The sequence below is a fragment of the Anaerovibrio sp. JC8 genome, from assembly GCF_002100115.1.
In the GTDB taxonomy this organism is placed as follows: domain Bacteria; phylum Bacillota; class Negativicutes; order Selenomonadales; family Selenomonadaceae; genus Anaerovibrio.
In genome coordinates this window covers 1-21,398 of record NZ_ANBM01000003.1, presented here as the reverse complement: position 1 = coordinate 21,398, position 21,398 = coordinate 1, and the positions used below count along the sequence as shown (strand labels likewise).

Below are 21,398 nucleotides of genomic sequence, written 5' to 3'. Positions count from 1 at the left end.
CGGGGATGTGAAGATTATTAATTTCGCATTCCCGTTTTTCTAAAGAAGGGAGAAAATCCATGCTGCAAAAGAAATATACAATTTTTAAGGATGTCAGCGCACCGGAAGAAAAATGGGAGGAGCTTCTGCAAATTCTTCACGAGATACAGAGTCAATTTAAAAAAGCAAAGGGTAGATCACTGTATTTGCATTTGCTTTTTCATGGTATACCTATCATTATTGCCCAAAAAATCCGCAATGCCATAGGCCAGCTTCTGCCTCAGGCTGTGGTTACCGGCATGGTGGAAACTATATTTACACAAAAAAAGGAAAATCGCTATTTGCTGATTAATGCCAATATTTTCTTCAATGCGGATATTAAGCTGTTTTCCTTAGATGATATGCTCGAGGATTATATAAAGCTTGGTCAACAGCTTGGGGAACAAATAGCCGGCATGGCTGATGTGAAGGCGGCTGCCGTATATTGCAGCTGTTTGCATACAGATTTTTCATTGCTTTTAAATAAAATGACGGAGAAAAATAGGGAGGTAGTTTTTTTTGGTGCCTCAGCGGGAGTATTTGAAAGCAGTGCAGAAATGCCGGAGACAGAGCAAAATCTTTTTTTGCTAGATATGAATAATATTCAGGAACAACAATTTATTATCGGTGATCGTGTGTACAAACACGGACTTGTTATAGCTGTTTTTTCAGGAAAAGAGCTTTGTGTACATGGAGATTACATCCTTGGCTGGAAGCCTATAGGAAAGGAATTGACTGTCACTGAAACTGTCAGTGTAAACTGTGTGGCACGGTTGAATGATATGCCTGCTACTGAGGTTTATCGTCATTATTTGAATGTTATTCCCGATGAAAATTTTGTTTACAACATATCTGAGTTCCCGTTGGTTATTGAAAGAAATGGTTGTCTTATTGCCAGAGTACCACCGGTGCATGATAATGAAGGCCGTATCTATTTCAACGGAGACATTTATAGGGGGGAGAAAGCCCGCCTTACATACGCTGTACATTCAGAATTGCTGAAGGAAACCGATGAAGCCAGCAAAAAATTGTGCGGCTTTGGTCCAGAGGGGGCGTTTATGTCTGTATGCGGCAACCGCACATTGTTTTTGCGGGGAGCTGCTGAGAAAGAGGTGGAATATTATCGACGTTTTGCCCCTGAATTGATCGTAAATTATGGGACATCGGAAATATATTCCTATAAGGGACAGGGGGGAGTTTTGAATAGTGCATTGATAGCCGTGGCTTTTCGGGAAGGTCCTTATCGTGAGATGAGCAGCTGCAATAAACACCTTATGGAGGAGGAGCCGCATTTTATTATTCCGTTGGCAACACGTATGGCCTCATTTTTGGATGCAGTGACCCAGGAATTGGCTGAGTCCAATGAAGAGCTTAAAAAAATGGCCAAGGCAGCAGAGACGGCCAATAAAGCCAAAAGTGATTTCCTGTCCAACATGAGCCATGAAATACGTACTCCTATAAATGCAGTGCTGGGAATGGACGAAATGATTCTGCGTGAGTGCAGGGAACCGGTGATTCGTGAATACGCTGAAAATATAAAGACGGCCGGCAATAACCTTTTGGGATTGATTAATGATATTTTGGATTTCTCAAAAATTGAGGCGGGCAAGCTGGAATTAATCCCGATAGAATATGCCACCAGCTCTCTCCTGAATGACCTGGTTAACATGATAGCCACCAGAGCTGAACAAAAGAAGCTGGAGCTTCGGGTAAAGGCCCCGGAGGATTTGCCAAGCACCTTATATGGGGATGAACTGCGGTTACGACAGGTTATTACCAATATTTTGACTAATGCTGTAAAATATACAGAGCAAGGCAGTGTAACATTGGCTCTGGATTGGGAAAGATACAGCGGGCAGGAAATAATCTTGAAGGTTTCCGTAACAGACACGGGAATCGGAATAAAGGATGAGGATATAGCCAAGCTCTTTGAGGTCTTTGAACGCATCGAGGAGAAACGGAATCGTACTATTGAGGGCACCGGCCTTGGAATGAATATTACCCAGAAGCTGCTTGGCCTTATGGACAGCAAGCTGGAAGTGGAAAGCGTTTATGGGCAGGGCTCCACATTTTCCTTTAAGATACGGCAAAAGGTCCTGAACTGGGATAAGATGGGCAACTATGAGGAGGCCTATCGTCGCATTCAACAGCAGACCAATGATTGTGAATGCTTTTCCGCCCCTGAGGCCAGAGTGCTGGTGGTGGATGATACCGTCATGAATTTGACGGTGGTAAAGGGCCTGCTGAAGCGTACCCAAATCCAAGTGGATACTGCGGCCAGCGGATATGAGTGTCTGAAAATGGTCAAGGATACGGCCTACGACATTATCTTTATGGACCATCGGATGCCGGGAATGGATGGCCTGGAAACGCTGGCTGAATTAAAGAAAATGACGGACAGTCCAAATGCCAAAACTCCGGTGGTGGCCCTTACGGCCAATGCGGTGGCGGGAGCCAACGAGGTGTACAGGAAGGCTGGCTTTGATGATTATCTTACCAAGCCTATAGCCACTCAAAAGCTGGAGAAGTGTCTGCTGAGATTTTTGCCGGAGGATAAGGTCAGCCTTAAGAGTGAGGCAGCAGGTGATGTAACTGAAGCTGCTGGAGCAATGATACCGGAATGGCTTAAAAATGTGCCGGGAATTGATGTTTCGGCCGGCATAGAGCACTGCGGCAGTGTGGAGGGTTATTTGACTGCACTGACAGTATTTGCCGAGTCACTTCCAGCCACTGCGGATGAAATTCAAGGGTATTTCGAGGCCCAGGATTGCAACAATTACACCACTAAGGTGCACGCACTGAAGAGTACGGCCCGGGTGGCCGGCTTTGGAGAACTGTCCGATCGGGCCAGACGGCTGGAGGATGCGGGAAACAGCGGCTATATAAATGAAATTCTCACAGACACGCCTGTTTTGTTGAAGCTGTGTCGGGAATGTGCCGCATTGTTGGCGCCACTGCTTGAAAAGGCCGGGGCTGATGATGAAGAGAAGGCACCGATATCACCTGAGGAGCTGGCAGAAGCCTGGTCCTCACTTAGGGAAGTGGTGCAGTCCTTTGATGATGACAGCCTCAAGTATATTTTGGATGAGCTTTCCGGTTATGAGCTGCCGGCCAAGGATGCTGAATTGTTGCAGGCAGTAAAGAAGGCTGCAGCAAAACTGGATTGGGATAAAATAGGGGAGTGTCTTAACAATTGAGCTTGTTTATGAGAGTTAAGGAGTTAAAAATGTACGAGGGAATAAGAAAAAATATGGGCAGATGCTGCCTGAGGGCAATAATGCTTGCCGTTGTATTATGTGTTTCGCTATGCTGGGGCAAGGTGGATTATTTTGCCCGGACTGAGGCAGCTGGTCAGACAGGGGATAACTGGCTGGTTTATTGGTATATTTGTGGCTCGGATTTGGAAACGGACTACGGGTCGGCCACTGATGATATAATCGAGCTTACAAATGTACAGCTTCCGCCAAATGTCAAGGTGCTGCTGATTACTGGTGGAGCCAATAATTGGCAGAATGACATGATGCGGCCGGAGGAGCTTGGATTATACCTATATGACAATAATGGAATCCAGGAAGTGGGCCGCTATGAGGATGCGGATATGGGGTCCCCCCAGACCTTGGAGTACTTTTTACAGGTAGGCAAGGAGGCCTTTGAAGGGGAAGATCTGCGTCGGGCCTTCGTATTTTGGAACCATGGCGGTGGCAGTGCCGGTGGTGTTTGCTATGATGAGCGTACTGGCAATGCCCTTAGCCTTAATGACATTACCAACTCCTTTGCCAATGTATATGGCACATCTGAGTCCAATCCTCCATTTGAAATGGTTGGCTTTGATGCCTGTATGATGGCCACCTACGATACAGCAAATGCCTTGAAAGGAATATCCCGCTATATGACGGCCTCCGAGGAAGTAGAACCAAGTAATGGCTGGGATTATACCAGATGGGTCGGTGCCCTGGGCAATAATCCGTCCATGGATACTGCTACCTTGGGAAAGATCATCTGCGACAGCTATATGGCGGGCTGCCGGGAGTATGAAACAGATGAGTCGGCCACCCTGTCAGTAGTTGACATCGGTATGATTCCTGCTTTGGGAAAGGCGTATGAAGCCTATGGCATTGAAGCCTTAAAGCTGGCATCCAATGATACCAGAGGCTTTTTCTCGGAGTTTGGCCGCAGAGCCCAGCAGGCGGAAAATTATGGCGGCAATAACCGGGAGCAGGGCTATTCCGACATGGTTGATTTAGGGGATCTGGCCCGCAGAACTATTGGAATACTGCCACAGACCTCTCCGGCACTTATCAATGCCGTAGATAATGCAGTAGTATATAAGGTGAATGGCAGATATCGCCGCCAGGGCAAAGGTATTTCCGGTTTTTATTCCTATGATGGCGACCAGGAGGTATTGGAAAGATATATAGCGCAGCAGTCTGTGCCATTGCCGCAAAAATGCCTGTATTATTATCTGGTTTTCGGTGTGTTCCCGCAGGAGGCCGAGGAGCTGCTGGCTAAAGGCGTATCTCAGGGTATAGCCACTGTTCCGGATGTGCATGCTGTTCAACAGCAGAAGATTTTCCAGGTGAGCCAGCTGGAGGACCTGTCTGTAGATGTTGACTCTGAGGGAAATTCCTTTGTTACCTTGACAGAGGATGAGATGGATCTGTTGTCCAGCGTTCATTGTCAGCTTGTATATCTTGGAATAGAGGATGATGTCCTTCTGGTTTTGGGCAGCGACAGTAATATTGTGGCTGACTGGGACACTGGTGTATTCAAGGATAACTTCTTTGGTAAGTGGCCTATGCTGAACGGATATCCTGTTTATGTGGAAATCACGGCCGAGGAGGATGATTATAACCTTTATGCAGTGCCAATAAAGTTAAATGGCGAGAAATGCAATTTGGAGGTTGCCTATAACTACAACGATGATAAATACCATATTCTTGGTGCCCGCAAGGGGATAGACAGTAAGGGCATGGGTAGCCGTAATCTGGTTCAGCTGAAACGGGGTGACCGGATAACCACCCTTCATTACTGCATGTCACTGTCCGGGGATGATACTGATACTACAGAAGTAGAGGTAGATACCTTCACCGTAGGGGACAATCCAAGGATGGAGGATGAGGTAGTCGGGGACGGAAACTATGGATATTTCTTTGAATTTGTCACTCCTACCGGCGAAAGTGCATTCTCCCAAATGGTAAGGTTTGAAATAAAGAATGGAGATATTACCACAAATATTGATTAAAATGTTAGGACGTTAGAAATGATGATAAATTATAGTGACACAGAAATAATTGATGGCGTATTGGCGGAGTTTGCCCATTTGGCAGCTATTCCCCGTAAATCCGGCCACGAAAAGGCGGTCAGCGATTATCTGGTAAAGGCCTTTACTGATATTGGCTGCAGGGTTCATCAGGATGAGGTAAATAATGTTGTGGCCGATTTGCCGGCTACGGCGGGGAAGGAGAAGGCACCGGTTATCATATTGCAGGCCCACATGGATATGGTTTGTGTGGCAGCGCCCGGTGTGGCCTATGATCCTCTGAAGGACCCTGTTAAGCTGGTACGGGATGAAAAATTCCTGTCTGCGGATGGCACCAGCCTGGGGGCTGATGATGGCATCGGCATAGCTGAAATCCTTTATTTAATGAAGCACCTCGATGAACATGGTCCCCTGCGGGCTATCATTACCGTGGATGAGGAGCAGGGCATGACCGGGGCCATTCATCTTGACCCTGAATATCTTATGGATGCCCAGTATCTCATAAACTGCGATTCGGAAAATTATGACGAGCTGACGGTGGGAGCCGCCGGCAGTGTCAATATTGATTTTAACCGTCAGCTGACCTTTTCTGCCCCTCAGGGGGACAAGGCCTACAGGATTCATTTAAAGGGCTTGCTGGGCGGCCATTCCGGCATGGAAATCGACAAAGGACGGGGCAATGCCATCCGTACTATGGCCATGGTGCTCAATGCCTTGGATGAGGCCGGCATCGCCTACGAGCTGGCCAGCTTTACCGGTGGCAAGGCCCGCAACTCCATTCCCGCCGAGGCGGAGGTGCTTATCTCCACCATGGCGGAGGCTGAGGTCGTTCAGGAGGTTCTGGAGGCAGAGCGGGACAGCTTCATTGCCAAGTTTGGTGACATTGATGGAAATATTGAGCTTGAGCTTACTGAGGCAGAGCTGCCGCAGCAGGTGATGACTGATGAGGACCGTGACAGCATTATCCGTCTCCTTGTGTCCCTTCACAGCGGTGTATATGCCATGTCCCAGGTGGTGCCGGGGCTGGTGGAAACCTCCGCCAATGTGGGCATGGTAAGGATGGATGATAAGGGAGAGGTAATCAGTATTGCCTATTTCCCACGTTCTTCCATTGACGCCAAGCTCAGCGAGTTCGTTTTGCAGGCGGATATAATGGGGCAGATGGCCGGCTTTACGGCAGTTATCGGCAACCAGTCCCCGGGCTGGAAGGAAAATGCCAACAGCAGGCTGGCCAAGGTCATGCAGGAGGTCTTTAAGCAGCAGAATGGTTTCTCCATGAAAGTGGAAACCATCCATGCCGGTCTCGAGTGTGGCTACCATCTGATGAAGAAGCCGGATTTGGATGTGGTGTCCATTGGCGTTACCACCATGGACATTCATAGTCCCCAGGAGCGGCTGGAGCTGGCCTCCATTGTGCCACAGGTTAAACTTATAGCCGAAACAATTCAGCGTTTGGCGGAATAATGTAATTGAATATTTGGACAGGTTCGTCTTTGGAGGACCTGTCCATTTTTGTATACTTTATACTTCGCAAAAGTCTGGCAATAAAAAATATTAAGTGATACAATACAGCCATAAAGTGTTGTTTCTTTATTTTTTAATTATTTGGGGTGATAATATGTTTAAAGAATTAGCTTATTATGACGGAAAAATTGGTTCGCCTGAAGAGGTAATGGTTCCGTTTAACGATCGATCCCATTTTTTTGGTGATGGTGTATACGAGGCCACACCAGCCGGCAATCATGTTCCTTATCTGGTAGAGGACCATCTGGACCGGTTCTACACCAGTGCCAATGCACTTGACATTAAAATCCCCATGGAAAAGGACGAATTAAAGAAGCTGCTGCAGGATTTGACCAAGCAGGTTGAAGGCAATACGCATTTTGTTTATTGGCAGGTTACCCGTGGTCTGGCACCTCGGGACCATGTATATAGCAAGGATATGGTGGGCAAGCTGTGGGTTTATATCCGCAAGTCAAAGATGGGTGATCCTAACAAGCCTTTGAAGCTTCGCACCCATGCAGACGAGCGCTTTGAATATGGCTATATCAAGACCCTGAATTTGCTGCCGGCGGTGGTATATTCCCAGCAGGCATCCGATGAGGGTGTTTCTGAAACTGTACTGCACCGCAATGGTATTGTTACTGAGTGTGCCCACAGCAATGTGTCTATCTTGAAGAATGGCTATCTCATTTCCCATCCAAATGACCAGTATATTCTGCGGGGCATTGCCAAGACCCACATGATTCAGGCCTGCTACCGCCTTGGTATACCGGTAATGGAGCGGCCATTCACTCTGGAGGAGCTTATGGATGCCGATGAGGTTCTGGTAACCTCTTCCTCCAACCCGCTGACTTATGCTGACACCATTGACGGTAAGCCTGTAGGCAACAAGGACCCGGAGACCAGAAACCGTCTGGCAGATGAGCTGGTAAGGGAATATCTGGCTTATACGGGCCGCACCACCTTGAATGATTAATTTGAATACGTGAGCGATGAGGCTCAAAAACATAAGGGGCCAACGTCTTGTTCTTTAGATGGGGGTCCCTATTGTTGTATATGAAGTCCTCATTGCCGGGAGGAAAATATGAGCTGTGTGGATTTGAACTGTGATTTAGGGGAAAGCTTCGGTGCCTATACCATGGGCATGGATGAAGCGGTGATTCCCCATGTGACATCAGTAAATGTGGCCTGTGGCTGGCATGCCGGGGACCCGCTTATTATGGAAAAGACCGTCAGACTGGCCAAGGAGCATGGCGTTGCTGTGGGGGCCCATCCCGGCTTTCCGGACCTTATGGGCTTTGGCCGCCGTCCTATGACGGTGACTCCTGAGGAAGCGGGAGCCTATGTAAAATATCAGCTGGGAGCCCTGATGGCCTTTGCCAGGGGGCAGGGGCTGGAGCTTCAGCACGTAAAGCCCCATGGTGCCCTGTACAACATGGCGGCCAAGGATGAGGCCTTGGCCAAGGGTATATGTGAGGCAATAGCTTCCGTAGACAAGGAGCTTATTTTCATGGGTCTGGCCGGCTCAGTAATGCTCACTGAGGCCGAAAAGGCGGGGCTAAAGGTAGCCAGTGAGGTCTTTGCAGACAGGGCCTATAACGATGATGGTTCCTTGGTGAGCCGCAAGCTGCCGGGGGCAGTAATCCATGACCCACAGCAGGCCATGGAGCGGGCTGTCAAAATGGCCAAAGAGGGCAAGGTTATCTCCATAAATGGCAAAGAAATCAGCATAAAGGCAGACAGCATCTGTGTTCATGGGGATAATGAAAAGGCCATTGAGCTGGTACAAAACATTCGCAAAGCTCTGGAAGGTGCAGGAATAGAGGTTAGGAGCCTGAAATAATGGATGATGTGAGAATTCTTACTGTAGGTGATTGTGCCGTATCTGTGGAGTTCGGGCAGGAAATCAGTCTGGAAATTAATCATAAGGTTATGGCCCTGAAAATGGTGCTGGAGCGGGAGCCGGTTGCGGGGATTGTGGAAATGGTACCCACCTACTGCTCTTTGCTGATTCAATATGACCCCATGGAGCTTCGCTATGGGCAGCTGAAGGACAAGCTCAATGCTCTGGTGGGTCAGCTGGACAAGGTGGAAATGCCGCCAAAACAGGTGGTGGAAATTCCCGTGGCCTATGGCGGAGAATACGGCCCTGATCTGGGAGAGGTGGCCGCCGCCCATAATATGAGTGAGGAAGAGGTTATCAGCCTTCATTCGGAGCCGGAATATCCCATTTATATGCTGGGCTTTGTGGCGGGCTTTCCTTATCTGGGAGGCATGAACAAGGCCATTGCCACCCCGCGGAAAAAGAGTCCCCGCCTAAAGATTGAGGCCGGCAGCGTGGGCATAGCCGGGGAGCAGACAGGCATATACTCCGTGGAATCACCCGGGGGCTGGCAGATTATTGGCCGCACCCCATTAAAGCTTTATGATGTGAATCGTCAGGAGCCGGTGCTATTAAAGGCCGGGCAGTACATTAAATTTAAACCGATTACTCAAGAAGAATTTAGGGCGATGGAAAATGAGCATTAAGGTTATTAACAGTGGCCTTATGACCACAATACAGGACAATGGACGAATGGGCTATCAGGCCAGCGGTATGCAGGTGTCCGGGGATATGGACAGATATTCCGCCAGCATAGCCAATGCCCTGGTGGGCAACGATGGTGACGCCGCGTTGCTGGAATGTACTTATCTGGGGCCGGAGCTGGAGGCCAGTGAGGATGTGCTGGTGGCCGTAACCGGCGGTGAACCAAAGGTTTTGGTGGACAATCAGCCAGCCCATGCCTACGAGTCCTTGATACTTCACAAGGGGCAGCATCTGAAGGTAGCCTCCATGGAGGAGGGCACCAGAGCCTATATAGCCATAGATGGTGGTATCGATGTGCCGCTGGTACTGGGAAGCCATTCCACCAATCTGAAGCTGGGAATAGGCGGCGCAGATGGCAGCAAGCTGTACAATGGGGAAGTGCTGAATACAGGGGAGCCCTCGGAATTGGCCAAGTCCATTCTTTCGGGGCAATACCATGTACGCCATACGGACCATGAATTTATGCAGCATCATCACCTGTGGCATGAAAATCATCCTGGTGATAGCCACGAAATACGCATAGTGCTGGGACCCCAGGATGATTATTTCACTCCTGAGGCGGTAAAGGCCCTTGATGGTGCGGTTTATACCATATCCAATGAATCAGACCGCATGGGGTATCGTCTGGAGGGGGAGGTTATTCATCGGGCCACCCAGAAGGATATGATTACTGACGGTATAGTATTTGGCTCCATTCAGGTGCCGCCAAACGGCCAGCCCATAATTATGATGGCTGACCATCAGACCACCGGGGGTTATCCAAAGATAGCCACGGTCATTTCGGCGGATTTGCCGCTTTTGGCCCAGTGCTCACCCGGCAGTAAAATCACCTTTAAGGTGATATCTGTGGAGGAAGCCCAGGATATTTACATCAGCTTTCGAAAGGCCCTGCAGGAGCAGATTGCCCTTATGGATGAGGAAGCAGCTGAGGAATGGCCGGACAGACGGCCGGGAGTCAGAAATTATAATTTGAAGATAGACGGGCAGCTTTTTAGGGTGTCCGTTGAGCAAATAAAGTAGGGAGGCGGTCATTGTGTCAGAATATGCAGATATGCGGCCGGAGAATTTGTGGATCAAGATACGAAACGGGGAGATAACCGGTCAGACCTCGGGAATGGCCAATGGCTATGCCCAGGCAAATCTGGTTATTTTGCCGGAGAAATATGCCAGGGATTTTGAGGAATTTGCCCGTAAAAATCCAAAGCCATGCCCGCTGCTGGAGGTAATTCACGGCAGCAAATTTGTCAAGGACATGGGGGAAGGGGCCAATATTCTTACGGATATTCCAAAATACAGAATATTTGAAAATGGTGTGCTGACCAAGGAAGTAACGGATGCCACTCCATATTGGCAGGATGATTTTGTGGTGTTCCTCATCGGCTGCAGCTTTTCCTTTGAGGAAGCACTGATGGAGGCCCATATAGACATCCGCCATATTTCCATGGGCTGCAATGTGCCAATGTTTAAGACCACTACCATGTGTGAGCCGGCGGGAATCTTTGAGGGTGAGCTGGTGGTAAGCATGCGGCCAATGACGGCACAAAATGCCATGATAGCCGATGCCATAACCGGACGGTTCCCTAATGTTCATGGTGCTCCGGTGAATATCGGCCATCCGGAAAAGCTGGGAATAAAGGATGTATTGAAGCCTGATTATGGTGACCCTGTAACCTTTAAGCCGGGGGAAATTCCTGTATTCTGGGCCTGTGGGGTAACCCCTCAGGCGGTGATTGAGCACGCCAAGCTGCCGCTGGTAATCACCCATGCCCCGGGCTGTATGTTCATTACCAACAAGCTGAACAGTGAAATCAACGATTTTTTGGAGAGCAAAAAGACGAAATAAAATAGCAAGTTCGTAAGGCCGTTGTAAGGAGTGAGTGTTATGACTTTTTATGAGAAGCTGGACAGTATCATGCGGGAAGACCCGGGGGAAAGGGGATTGATTCCCCACATGCCGCCAAATCCGGTGGCAGCCCTGGATCGGGGCCTGGACAATATGGAACGGGTTATACTTTTGACTGGTTTTCCAACCCGCCTGGGGGAGAACAAGTGGATTGGGGAGACCGATGGGCCACTGGGTACTGCCAATATTGCTTTGGCTCTGGAGAAGCTGGGCATAACAATTATGCCCATGACCGACAGCCAGGGGTTCCGTCCCTTTGAGGCGGCTCTGCACACCATTGGCTGTAAAACGGCTCCCACACTGATTCCTTATGAGGATACAGAGGCCTTTATTATCCGTCAGCTGGACAAGTTCAAGCCAACTCATCTTATTACGTTGGAACGGCCGGGGAAGGGCCGTGATGGCCATTACCACAATATGGGTGGCAAGATTATAGATGATATGCTGACAGATTGTAGCTGTATTATTGACGAAGCCCAAAAGCGGGGCGTTATGACCATATCCGTAGGAGATGGCGGCAACGAAATCGGCATGGGCTCATTGCGGGATGCCATTGAAATACAGGTGCCCCACGGGGCGGAAATCTGTGCCTCCGAGTGTGCCCAGATACCAATAGTATCCGGGGTTTCCAACTGGTGGGGCTGGGGAATCTGCGCCCTTTTGAGCCTGAAGCATGGCCAGAATCTTATTTCCACCAAGGAAATGGAAAAGAAGCTCATCAAGGCCATTGTGGCAGCAGGCAGTGTGGACGGCTGCACCAGAAAGAACGAGCCTACCATTGACCGTCTGCCTATGAGTGTTCATCTGGATATTTTGAAGAAGGTACAGACAGCACTTACTGAGGAACGCCAGATAAATGGACAGGTGACAGTTGGCTAGCGCAGTTGAACAGGTCACGTTAAGAGAATATTTTTTGCATTCCTGCATTAGCGATAAAAATTATCTGTTTGAGCGACGCGGAACCAGTGTTGTAATGGTGGAGCGAGTTATAATTTTTATCGCTATTTTATTTTCTGCAAAAAATATTTTTAGTGACGTGTTCTTGCGATAGCCAGCTATCACCTGTCCTTATTTTGCTTCTACGGTTTAAATTATGGCCGGGTTATGATATAATTACCTCTGTGTGTTTATATGAAATCTATATCAAATATATGATTTGGATGGTGATAAAATGAAGGTTACTAAAAAAGATATGGAAAACGTAGCAGTATTGTCCCGTCTGGCAATTCCTGCTGACAAGGAAGCGCAGTATACCCAGCAGCTCAATGACGTGCTGGAGTATTTTGACAATCTCAGCGCCGTAAATACCGACGATATTAAGCCATTGGCCCACGTATTGCCAGTAAGCAATGTATTCCGTGAGGACGTGGTAAAGGAATCCCTGGACCGGTATTTGGCCCTGTCCAATGCGCCATTGAAGGAAGATGGCTATTTCAAGGTTCCAAAGGTATTGGAAGATTAATTAGGAGGCAGCACTGTGAAATTATTTGAACAGCCGGCACATGTCCTTCATGACATGCTTGTCAATAAAGAAATAACCTCACTGGAGCTTACTGAAGCAGTTTTGGCCCGTATTGATGAGGTGGAGGGTGACGTTAAGGCTTATCTTACCATTACCCGTGATGAGGCTATTGCCCAGGCAAAGGCCGTAGATGAAAAGATTGCCAAGGGTGAAGCAATTTCCTTCCTGGAGGGCATCCCAGGCGCTATTAAGGATAATATCTGCACCAAGGGTGTAAAGACTACCTGTGCATCCAAGATTTTGCAGAACTTTGTTGCACCTTATGATGCAACTGTTATGACCAAGCTGAATGCCGAAAATCCTGTTATTGTCGGCAAGACCAACATGGATGAATTCGCCATGGGCGGTTCCACAGAGAACTCTGCTTTCCAGAAGACCGGCAACCCTTGGAATACCGAGTGCGTTCCCGGCGGTTCCTCCGGCGGCAGTGCAGCAGCTGTAGCCGCTGGTACTGCTATCTGGGCTCTTGGCTCCGATACCGGCGGATCTATCCGTCAGCCGGCATCCTTCTGTGGTGTAGTTGGCATGAAGCCTACCTATGGCCGTGTATCCCGTTATGGTCTGGTGGCCTATGCATCCTCCTTGGACCAGATTGGCCCTATCACCAAGGATGTTACTGACTGTGCCCATATTTTGAATATTATTTCCGGCCGTGATGAAATGGACTCCACCAGCATTAATGAGGAGGTTCCGGATTTCACCAAGGCTCTGGTTCAGGATGTTAAGGGCCTGAAGGTGGGTATTCCAAAGGAATACTTCGTCAAGGGCATGGATCCTGAGGTGGAGAAGACCATCCGGGCTGCCATTAAGCAGCTGGAGGATTTGGGTGCTGAAATCGTGGAGATTTCCCTGCCAAATACCGATTATGCTATTTCCACTTACTATCTTATTTCCCCGGCTGAGGCTGCTACCAACCTGGCCCGTTATGATGGCGTAAGCTATGGTGAGCGTGCTGAGGATGCTGCCGATCTGGTGGAGATGATGACCAAGACCCGTACCGAGTATCTTGGTGAAGAGGTTAAGCGTCGTATTATGATTGGTAACTACGCCTTGAGCGCCGGTTACTATGATGCATATTATCTGAAGGCTCTGAAGGTTCGCCGCCTTATCAAGGAAGACTTTGACAAGGCTTTTGAGCAGGTGGATGTTATCGTATGTCCTACTGCACCGACCCCGGCCTACAAGATTGGTGAGAAGATTTCCAACCCATTGGAAATGTATCTGCAGGATGCCTGCACTGTACCTCTTAATCTGGCTGGCCTGCCTGGTATTTCCGTACCATGCGGTTACAGCAGCTCCAACATGCCAATCGGTTTACAGATTATTGGTAAGGCCCTGGATGAGGAAACTATTCTCCGGGTGGCTTACACTTATGAGCAGAGCCAGTCATATCACAATGACAGAGCTCAGTTGGGAGGTAACTAAGCATGAGCTACGAGGCAGTTATTGGACTTGAGATCCATAGTGAATTAAAAACAAATACCAAGATTTTCTGCGGCTGTGCTACTACCTTCGGTGCTGAGCACAACACCCATGTATGCCCTGTATGTCTTGGACTTCCGGGGGTTCTGCCAACCCTTAACAAGCGGGTGCTGGAATTCGCTATTAAGGCTGGCCTGGCCCTGAACTGCGAGATTAATAAATTCTCCAAGTTCGACCGCAAGAACTATTATTATCCTGACCTTCCAAAGAACTGGCAGACTTCCCAGTATGATTTGCCAATCTGCGAGAATGGTTATGTAGATATTACCAAGAGCAACGGTGAAACCAAGCGTATCCGCATCACCCGTATCCACATGGAGGAGGATGCCGGCAAGCTGGTTCATTCCGGCAACACCATCAAGGACTCCGATACCTCCAATGTAGACTATAACCGTACCGGCGTGCCTCTTATTGAGATTGTATCCGAGCCAGATATGTCTTCCCCTGAGGAAGCCCGTCTGTACATGGAGAAGGTTAAGTCCATTCTTCAGTACATTGATGTTTCCAACTGTAAGATGGAGGAAGGCAATCTCCGTGCTGACCTTAATGTTTCTCTCCGTCCGGCCGGCAGTGATGTTCTGGGTACCCGTACCGAGATGAAGAACATCAACTCCTTTAAGGCTGTTGAGGAAGCCCTGACCTATGAGATTGAGCGTCAGGAGGAGGTTCTTGAGGACGGCGGCCACATCATTCAGGAGACCCGTACATGGGACCCTGACCGTGGCATCACTCTTTCCATGCGCAGCAAGGAAAATGCCCACGACTACCGCTATATGCCGGAGCCTGATCTGGTTCCTATCATCACCACTGATGAGGAAATCGAGGCCTTCAGAAACTCCCTGCCGGAGCTTCCGGATGCCCGCAAGGCCCGTCTGGAGGAGCAGTTCGGTCTGTCTGCCTATGATGCCGGCATTATTACCAGCTCCCGTGAGATGGCTGAGTACTTTGATGCCGTTATCGAGACTGGTGCAGATGCCAAGCTGGCAGCCAACTGGATGATGGGTGATTTGGCCAAGAACCTCAATGCTGAGAGCCTGGAAATCAGTGATTCTCCAGTAGATGCCAAGCGTCTTGGTGAAATGATTAATCTCATCAGCAAAGGCACTATTTCCTCCAAGATTGGTAAGAAGGTATTCGAGGAAATGTGGAAGTGCCCTGATAGCCCTGAAAAGATTGTTAAGGACAAGGGTCTGGTACAGATTACCGACACCAAGGCCATCGAGGAAATCGTTGACAAGGTTATCGAAGCTAACCAGAAGGCTGTTGAGGACTACAAGTCCGGCAACAAGAAGGCCATCGGTGCTTTGGTCGGCCAGGTTATGAAGCAGTCCAAGGGCAAGGCCAACCCTCAGACTGTAAACCAGATTTTGGCACAGAAGCTGGGCTAAATAAGGCTGATTTTAAAAGCAAAATATATAATTTAATTGAAATTAAAAGCGGAGCTGCTGATTTGGCAGCTCCGCTTTTGATTGATAAAGCAGCTTGTTTACAGTATATGCAGGAAATCCAGCAGGAACCAAAGTGAGAACAGATAGAGCAGGGGATGAATTTCCCTGTATTTGCCGGCAGCCACAGTGACGGCAACATAGCTGATCATGCCAAAGGCCACGCCGTTGGTAATGCTGTAGGTAAGAGGCATTACGATACATGCCAGCACTGATGGATACAGGGTCCGTTTATCCTCCCAGTCCAGAGAGCTGATTTCACTGAACATTTGAATCCCGGCAATGATGAGCACCGGAGCGGTGATGGCCGGAACAGAGGCAATGGCCTGGGCCAGAGGGAAAATAAATATCAGTGACAGAAACAGTATGCCAGTGGTAACTGCGGCCAACCCCGTGCGGGCTCCCGCCATAACACCGGCGGATGACTCCGCGAAGCTGGAGCAGGGGCCCGTTCCCATCAATGTCCCCCAAAAGCTGGCAAAGGCATCTGCCATAAGGGCACTGCGCAAATTAGGGAAATACCCATCCTTTACGATTTTGGCCTGCTTGCCCACACCAATCATGGTGCCGGTGGTATCAAACATGGTAACCAGCAGAATGACCATAACAATGGGAATCATTTCCGGAATCTGGTCGAATTCCAGGGCTCCCACGGTGGAGCCGATATCTGCCGGCAGGGAAATCAATTCTGAAGGGAAATGGAGCATTCCCAGCATCCAGGCAATAAAGGTCAAGATTATCATGCTGACCAGCATGGCTGCCGGAACATTTAAAATTGAGAATATGAGACAAAGGAGAACACCAATGGCAGTAAGGGCGGTGCCAGGGTCAGTCATATTGCCCATGGTCACAAAGGTATCCGGCCCGGCCACCACCAGTCCGCCGTTTTTCAGGCCGATAAAGGTAACAAACAGCCCGATGCCGGCGGTGATGCCCACCTTCAGACACTCTGGAATGGAATTAATCAGCTGCTCCCGAAAGGAGGTAAGACTCAAAACAAGGAATATGGTGGCCGCCACGAAGCAGCAGCCCAATGCGTCCTGCCAGCTGTACCCCATGGAAACAACAACCGTATATACAACATAGGCATTTATGCCAAGCCCCGGGGCAATGACAATGGGGTAGTTTGCCATCATGCCCATATAAAAGCAGCCAATGGCAGTGGCACATATAGTAGCCAGGAACACACCGCCAAAGCTCATGCCCGCATGCTCAAAAAGAGCCGGATTAACCACTATGATGTACATTATAGCGAAAAAATTAAGCAAACCACATAACAGTTCAGTTTTTATGGATGTCTGTCGTTGGTCAATCTGAAAGTGTTGCATGATAAATTCTTTCATATTGAATCAATCCTTCCTGATTTATGGCTTATACCCAACCTGCAAAAAGGTATTTCATATTCATCTATATACTACTATTTATACTATCATACATTTTATAATGTCAAATGGATTAAACTATATTAGATATTCACTTTAATTTTTATTAACATTTATTGGAGAAATATTATTTTTTTTATAATTTTTTATTATTTCTTGTAGGAATCGGAGAATTCATGTCGAAAAGTTTAAAACATAGGTTGTATGACAAATTTTATATATAAAAGGAGTGTGAGCAATGAGAAAACTTAGTCAAGAAGCCCTTGAGGTAAAAAGGGCAGAGCAGGCTTTCGACCGGAAAAGGAAAACGGTTGGCCTGTTTGGTGCCCCCTTATTGGCCATTTTGGTATTCATGACACCCATTGATGGCCTGACAGTAGAAGCACACAAGCTTCTGTCCATTATGATACTGGTTTCCCTGTGGTGGATTACGGAGCCGGTACCAATTCCTGTTACTTCCCTTATTGGACCGGTGCTGGCGGTAGTTACCGGCATAGTCAAGGAATCAGATGCCTTTGCGGCCTTTGCCAATCCCATGATTTTCCTGTTTATGGGTGGCTTTATACTGGCCAAGGCCATGATGCTGCATGGATTGGACAAACGATTTTCTTATTGGCTCCTGTCCATGTCCTGGGTTGGTTCAAATCCACGACGGATTTTTCTTGCCATAGGCTTGGCCTCCGCCCTGTGTTCCGGCTGGGTCAGCAATACAGCTACAGCTGCCATGATGCTGCCTATTTGCTTGGGTTTGCTGACAGCTATAAAGGATATGATGGCGGCAAATGGCCGGGACATTGACTTATCCGATTATAAATACGCTACTGGGCTTATGCTGATGACGGCCTATGCGGCGTCCATCGGTGGTGTACTGACTCCAATAGGCACACCGCCAAACCTGATTATGCTGGGCTTCCTGGATCAGATGGCCAATATCCACATTTCCTTCTTCCAGTGGATGCTGTGGGGTGCCATTGCCATGGTGGTTTATTTCGCCATCGCTTATGTTGTGTTGATGAAGCTGTTCCCAGCTGATGTGGATAAAATTGAAGGTGCTGAGGAATTTATTGCACAGCGCATCAAAGAGATGGGCAGCTGGACCAGGGCACAGAAAAATACCCTGTTCTGCTTTATGGTGGCAGTTGTTTTGTGGGTATTGCCGGGCTTTTTGAGCATGTCTTTGGGTACTACCTCTGATGTGCTGACGATGTATAACCGTCTGTTCCCGGAGGCTGTGGCAGCCATGGCAGGTGCTTTGCTGCTCTTTGTTGTTCCGGTGGATTTCAAGGAGAGAAAGTTCACCATTAAGTGGGAAGAAGCCAAGGAAGGCATTGAGTGGGGTACATTGATTCTCTTTGGCGGTGGCTTGGCCATGGGTTCCATGATGTATAAAACAGGCCTGTCCTCCTGGATTGGTGATTTGATTGTTAACAGCCTTGGTGGCGAGATTTCCCAGATTACTATGGTGGCAATCTTCTCTGTTATGGCACTTTTGTTGTCGGAGCTTACCTCCCATACAGCAGCGACCAATATGATTGGACCATTGGCCATTACGGCGGCTGTATCTGCAGGCTTGAGCCCTATTCCGGTGGCAGTTGGTATCGCCCTGGCGGCTTCACTGGGCTTCATGCTTCCAGTATCCACTCCGCCAAATGCCATCGTATATGCTACTGGCTACATTCCAATTACAAAAATGCTGCGCACTGGTGTAATCATCGACTTCATTGGTATTGCATTTGTTACTATTCCACTGGTGGTATATTTTGTAACCTGGGTAGTTGGGTAAAAGAATAATGCTTAATTAAACGGGGCTGTTATCAAAATGTAGCAGCACCGTTTTTTGTTGTGCAAAATTAAATACAATGGTAAAGCTAATCATTATTAATAGGATATTGGCAGGAAATAGGAGCCAGTAGCACGAATTATCGCAATATCAGATATATACGATGGTAAACGGAAATATTCGGCTGTTCAGAGGAGCAATTAAGATGAACGGACAATCAAAAAAGAAGCGGCTGACAGCAGCAATATTACTTCACCTTGCCATAATCAGCGGGCCCGGGCAGGTGGATGCCATGACCAGTAGTCAGATTGACTATGAGGGCAAGCCTTTATTTTCAGTGGATTATTACGGCCAGGAGGACGCCAATAATAAATCAGCAGTAGAATTTTTTAATCAGCTAATAGGTAATACACACCAAACCCTTAATTATACTTTGACTGACAATATAAAAATGGGACTGAACAATGCCTTTAGGCAATGGGGGGAAATATTGGGTCCGGGTTTACAGAATAAACGTCCAGTACAGTATTTTGTCGGTACCTGCAACTTCCAAAATGCTGCTGCACTGAGTTATTCCCAAAAGGGTGGCCAGGCTACTGAAAATCCTAATTATTTACATTCGGCTTTGCAAAAGGGTACGGAAGTTCAGTGGCTGAACAGTATAGATGATGTGTATAAGGAAGCAGGGGCAAATTCTGTCAAAGGCTATGGGGGCATAATCATCGGGCAGAACATGGGGGTTGACACCGGGGATGGCGGCTATGGTTTTACGGCGTTAAAGCAGCCTGTCCCAATAGCCCAGGCCATGAAGGAACTGGATGTTACTTCCGTAATGTTTCATGAAATTGGTCATAGTCTGGGAATTTTAGCAGATATCTACTCTGCGGAGAATATTGGTAATACTGGCATAAAGGTGGCAACTTTGGGGGATGGGGCGAACAATGCGGCCTCATTTACAGGACATCTTTATGACCAGAATGGTCAGCGGATTTCAAATGATTACCAGCTAATAATGACTTCAGCGGATTTGAACCGGTTGCGGAATAATCCCGCCGACTGGGCTGCTTTTCAAGAGGTAACACAGGGTTACTATAATCCATTAAGGGATGAGGATGTTATTGTGGTGGATATGGACAATGCATTCACCGGCCGTGAAGGAAGAGTATTGCTGAGTTTTCGGGGAGAAAATGTTTCGGAGGTACTGGCGGGAAAAACATTTGCCGGGGTAAATGGGGATCAAATCCAAGGCATTCCTATTAATACGTGGGAGAGGGGTAATCCGGAATTTTCCCACATCGATCTGGCCAGGAGTTTTATGAGCCATCAGAGCTATCGCAGCTATAATAGCTTTATTGAGGCTGAACTGGCCGTTATGCAGGACATTGGCTATAAAATTGACAGGAAGAATTTTTATGGCCGTTCCATATATAACGATGGGCTGACCCTTACCAATAATCAGGGCTTTTCGGCCCGGAATGCGGCGGGAACGGCCTATGTGAATGGCTATAATACTGCCATTTATGGTATAGGACTCCATGTATACGGCTCCAATAATAATATTACCCAGGCCGGCAATATTTGGACAAAGGGTGCTGCCGGAGTGGGTATACGGGTAGATGGGTTACATAATACCATTACGGTTCCTAAGGGTACGGAAATCCATGGGGATGGAGCTAGTGGAGCGGGCCTTTTGGTGGCCTACGGCAAAAATCACGTTATAAATATAGATGGTACAGTGACAGGCAATGGTGAAAACGGCTCCGGGATATGGTGTGAGTTTGGGGGGGCTACCACTGAATATCGTGGCTCATACTTTCGCTATAAACGGGAAATAACAGATGGGCAGATTACCAAGCATTATAATTTGAAGCTTACAGAATATGCCCATCGGGCGGACGATTTCAGCATTACCGACAGGGCTGAAGGAGATACAAATGCCCCAATGGCAACGCTAAATGTAACTGGGACAGTATCAGGGGAGCGGGCCGCAATTTATATTGGAAAAGAGTCTTTCATTGATAACATCAATCTGAATTCCGGGGCTAAAATTAATGGTGATATTGTAAGTATGTGGAAGAATTTTTCACCGGAGGATGGCATTTCGGACAGTGAAACCTGTGTTGAGGAGGAAATGACCACCGAAGACTATACATATCCAATATATACTGGCGGACTTATGCTTCAGTATGATGGCAAAATGATTCCGTATAAAAAATATGTGCCGGGGCTGGTCACCAATCTGAATTTCAATTCGGATATGAATTACAACGGCGATATCATCGGTACGGAAAATATGAAGATGAATGTCAAGAGTGGCACACTTAATTTTGGCGGCACAGCTAATGTGGTGAATGTTCAGGTGGCCAAGAATGCTTCTCTGTTTGGTGGCACTTTTACTGTAAATGATATGTCTGATAAAATGGCGGATGGCTATTCAGATGATACCACTGGTACCTTTTATAACCATGGTTCCATCGGGGCAATGAATGCAGAAAGTAATATGACTGTTAATGGGG

14 protein-coding genes and 1 pseudogene are annotated in these 21,398 nt (G+C 47.9%); 14 read left to right on the top strand and 1 reads right to left on the bottom strand.

Annotation, left to right across the window (positions count from 1 at the left end; genetic code table 11):
- The first annotated feature begins 59 nt into the window (after positions 1-59).
- The 12 genes from D081_RS03115 (at position 60) to gatB (ending at position 15,663) form a co-directional block, all read left to right on the top strand.
- Positions 60-3,215, top strand: a complete 3,156-nt coding sequence (locus D081_RS03115) for a response regulator (RefSeq protein ID WP_085022681.1) — start codon at positions 60-62, stop codon at positions 3,213-3,215.
- A 29-nt stretch (positions 3,216-3,244) separates the two neighbouring features.
- Positions 3,245-5,260, top strand: coding sequence for a clostripain-related cysteine peptidase (locus tag D081_RS03110; RefSeq protein WP_085022680.1), 2,016 nt, complete (start codon positions 3,245-3,247; stop codon positions 5,258-5,260).
- Between the two features lie 18 nt (positions 5,261-5,278).
- Entirely contained in the window at positions 5,279-6,742 is a 1,464-nt protein-coding gene (pepD, locus tag D081_RS03105; RefSeq protein ID WP_369823988.1) for a beta-Ala-His dipeptidase, read from the top strand.
- Between the two features lie 154 nt (positions 6,743-6,896).
- On the top strand, positions 6,897-7,757 hold the full coding sequence (locus tag D081_RS03100; protein ID WP_085022678.1) for an aminotransferase class IV: 861 nt from the start codon (positions 6,897-6,899) through the stop codon (positions 7,755-7,757).
- A 108-nt stretch (positions 7,758-7,865) separates the two neighbouring features.
- Complete coding sequence (locus tag D081_RS03095) at positions 7,866-8,624, top strand: LamB/YcsF family protein (protein ID WP_085022677.1); 759 nt, start codon at positions 7,866-7,868, stop codon at positions 8,622-8,624.
- On the top strand, positions 8,624-9,310 hold the full coding sequence (pxpB, locus tag D081_RS03090) for a 5-oxoprolinase subunit PxpB (protein ID WP_085022676.1): 687 nt from the start codon (positions 8,624-8,626) through the stop codon (positions 9,308-9,310). Before D081_RS03095 ends, pxpB begins: the two co-directional genes overlap by 1 nt.
- Positions 9,300-10,388 (top strand): biotin-dependent carboxyltransferase family protein, encoded by a 1,089-nt coding sequence (locus tag D081_RS03085; protein ID WP_085022675.1) that lies wholly within the window; start codon positions 9,300-9,302, stop codon positions 10,386-10,388. Before pxpB ends, D081_RS03085 begins: the two co-directional genes overlap by 11 nt.
- Before the next feature lie 13 nt (positions 10,389-10,401).
- On the top strand, positions 10,402-11,211 hold the full coding sequence (locus tag D081_RS03080) for a putative hydro-lyase (protein WP_085022674.1): 810 nt from the start codon (positions 10,402-10,404) through the stop codon (positions 11,209-11,211).
- A gap of 39 nt (positions 11,212-11,250) precedes the next feature.
- Positions 11,251-12,150: a DUF4392 domain-containing protein gene (locus tag D081_RS03075; protein WP_085022673.1), complete on the top strand. Its 900-nt coding sequence runs from the start codon at positions 11,251-11,253 to the stop codon at positions 12,148-12,150.
- 292 nt (positions 12,151-12,442) lie between these two features.
- The gene (gene gatC / locus D081_RS03070) at positions 12,443-12,733 is read left to right on the top strand and encodes an Asp-tRNA(Asn)/Glu-tRNA(Gln) amidotransferase subunit GatC (RefSeq protein WP_085022672.1); all 291 of its coding nucleotides are present in this window, start codon (positions 12,443-12,445) and stop codon (positions 12,731-12,733) included.
- Positions 12,734-12,748: 15 nt separating this feature from the next.
- The gene (gene gatA, locus D081_RS03065; RefSeq protein ID WP_085022671.1) at positions 12,749-14,218 is read left to right on the top strand and encodes an Asp-tRNA(Asn)/Glu-tRNA(Gln) amidotransferase subunit GatA; all 1,470 of its coding nucleotides are present in this window, start codon (positions 12,749-12,751) and stop codon (positions 14,216-14,218) included.
- Between the two features lie 2 nt (positions 14,219-14,220).
- Complete coding sequence (gene gatB, locus D081_RS03060; RefSeq protein WP_085022670.1) at positions 14,221-15,663, top strand: Asp-tRNA(Asn)/Glu-tRNA(Gln) amidotransferase subunit GatB; 1,443 nt, start codon at positions 14,221-14,223, stop codon at positions 15,661-15,663.
- 98 nt (positions 15,664-15,761) lie between these two features.
- Here the strand turns inward: gatB and D081_RS03055 are convergent, their stop codons facing one another.
- Positions 15,762-17,063, bottom strand: a complete 1,302-nt coding sequence (locus D081_RS03055) for an NCS2 family permease (RefSeq protein WP_085022669.1) — start codon at positions 17,061-17,063, stop codon at positions 15,762-15,764.
- A gap of 277 nt (positions 17,064-17,340) precedes the next feature.
- Here D081_RS03055 and D081_RS03050 point away from each other — a divergent pair, with 277 nt between their 5' ends.
- Together D081_RS03050 and D081_RS03045 are read left to right on the top strand one after the other, a co-directional pair.
- A complete protein-coding gene (locus tag D081_RS03050) occupies positions 17,341-18,885 on the top strand; it encodes a DASS family sodium-coupled anion symporter (RefSeq protein WP_085022668.1) in 1,545 nt (514 codons plus the stop codon).
- 202 nt (positions 18,886-19,087) lie between these two features.
- A pseudogene (locus D081_RS03045) lies at positions 19,088-21,398 on the top strand (hypothetical protein); the annotation flags it as partial.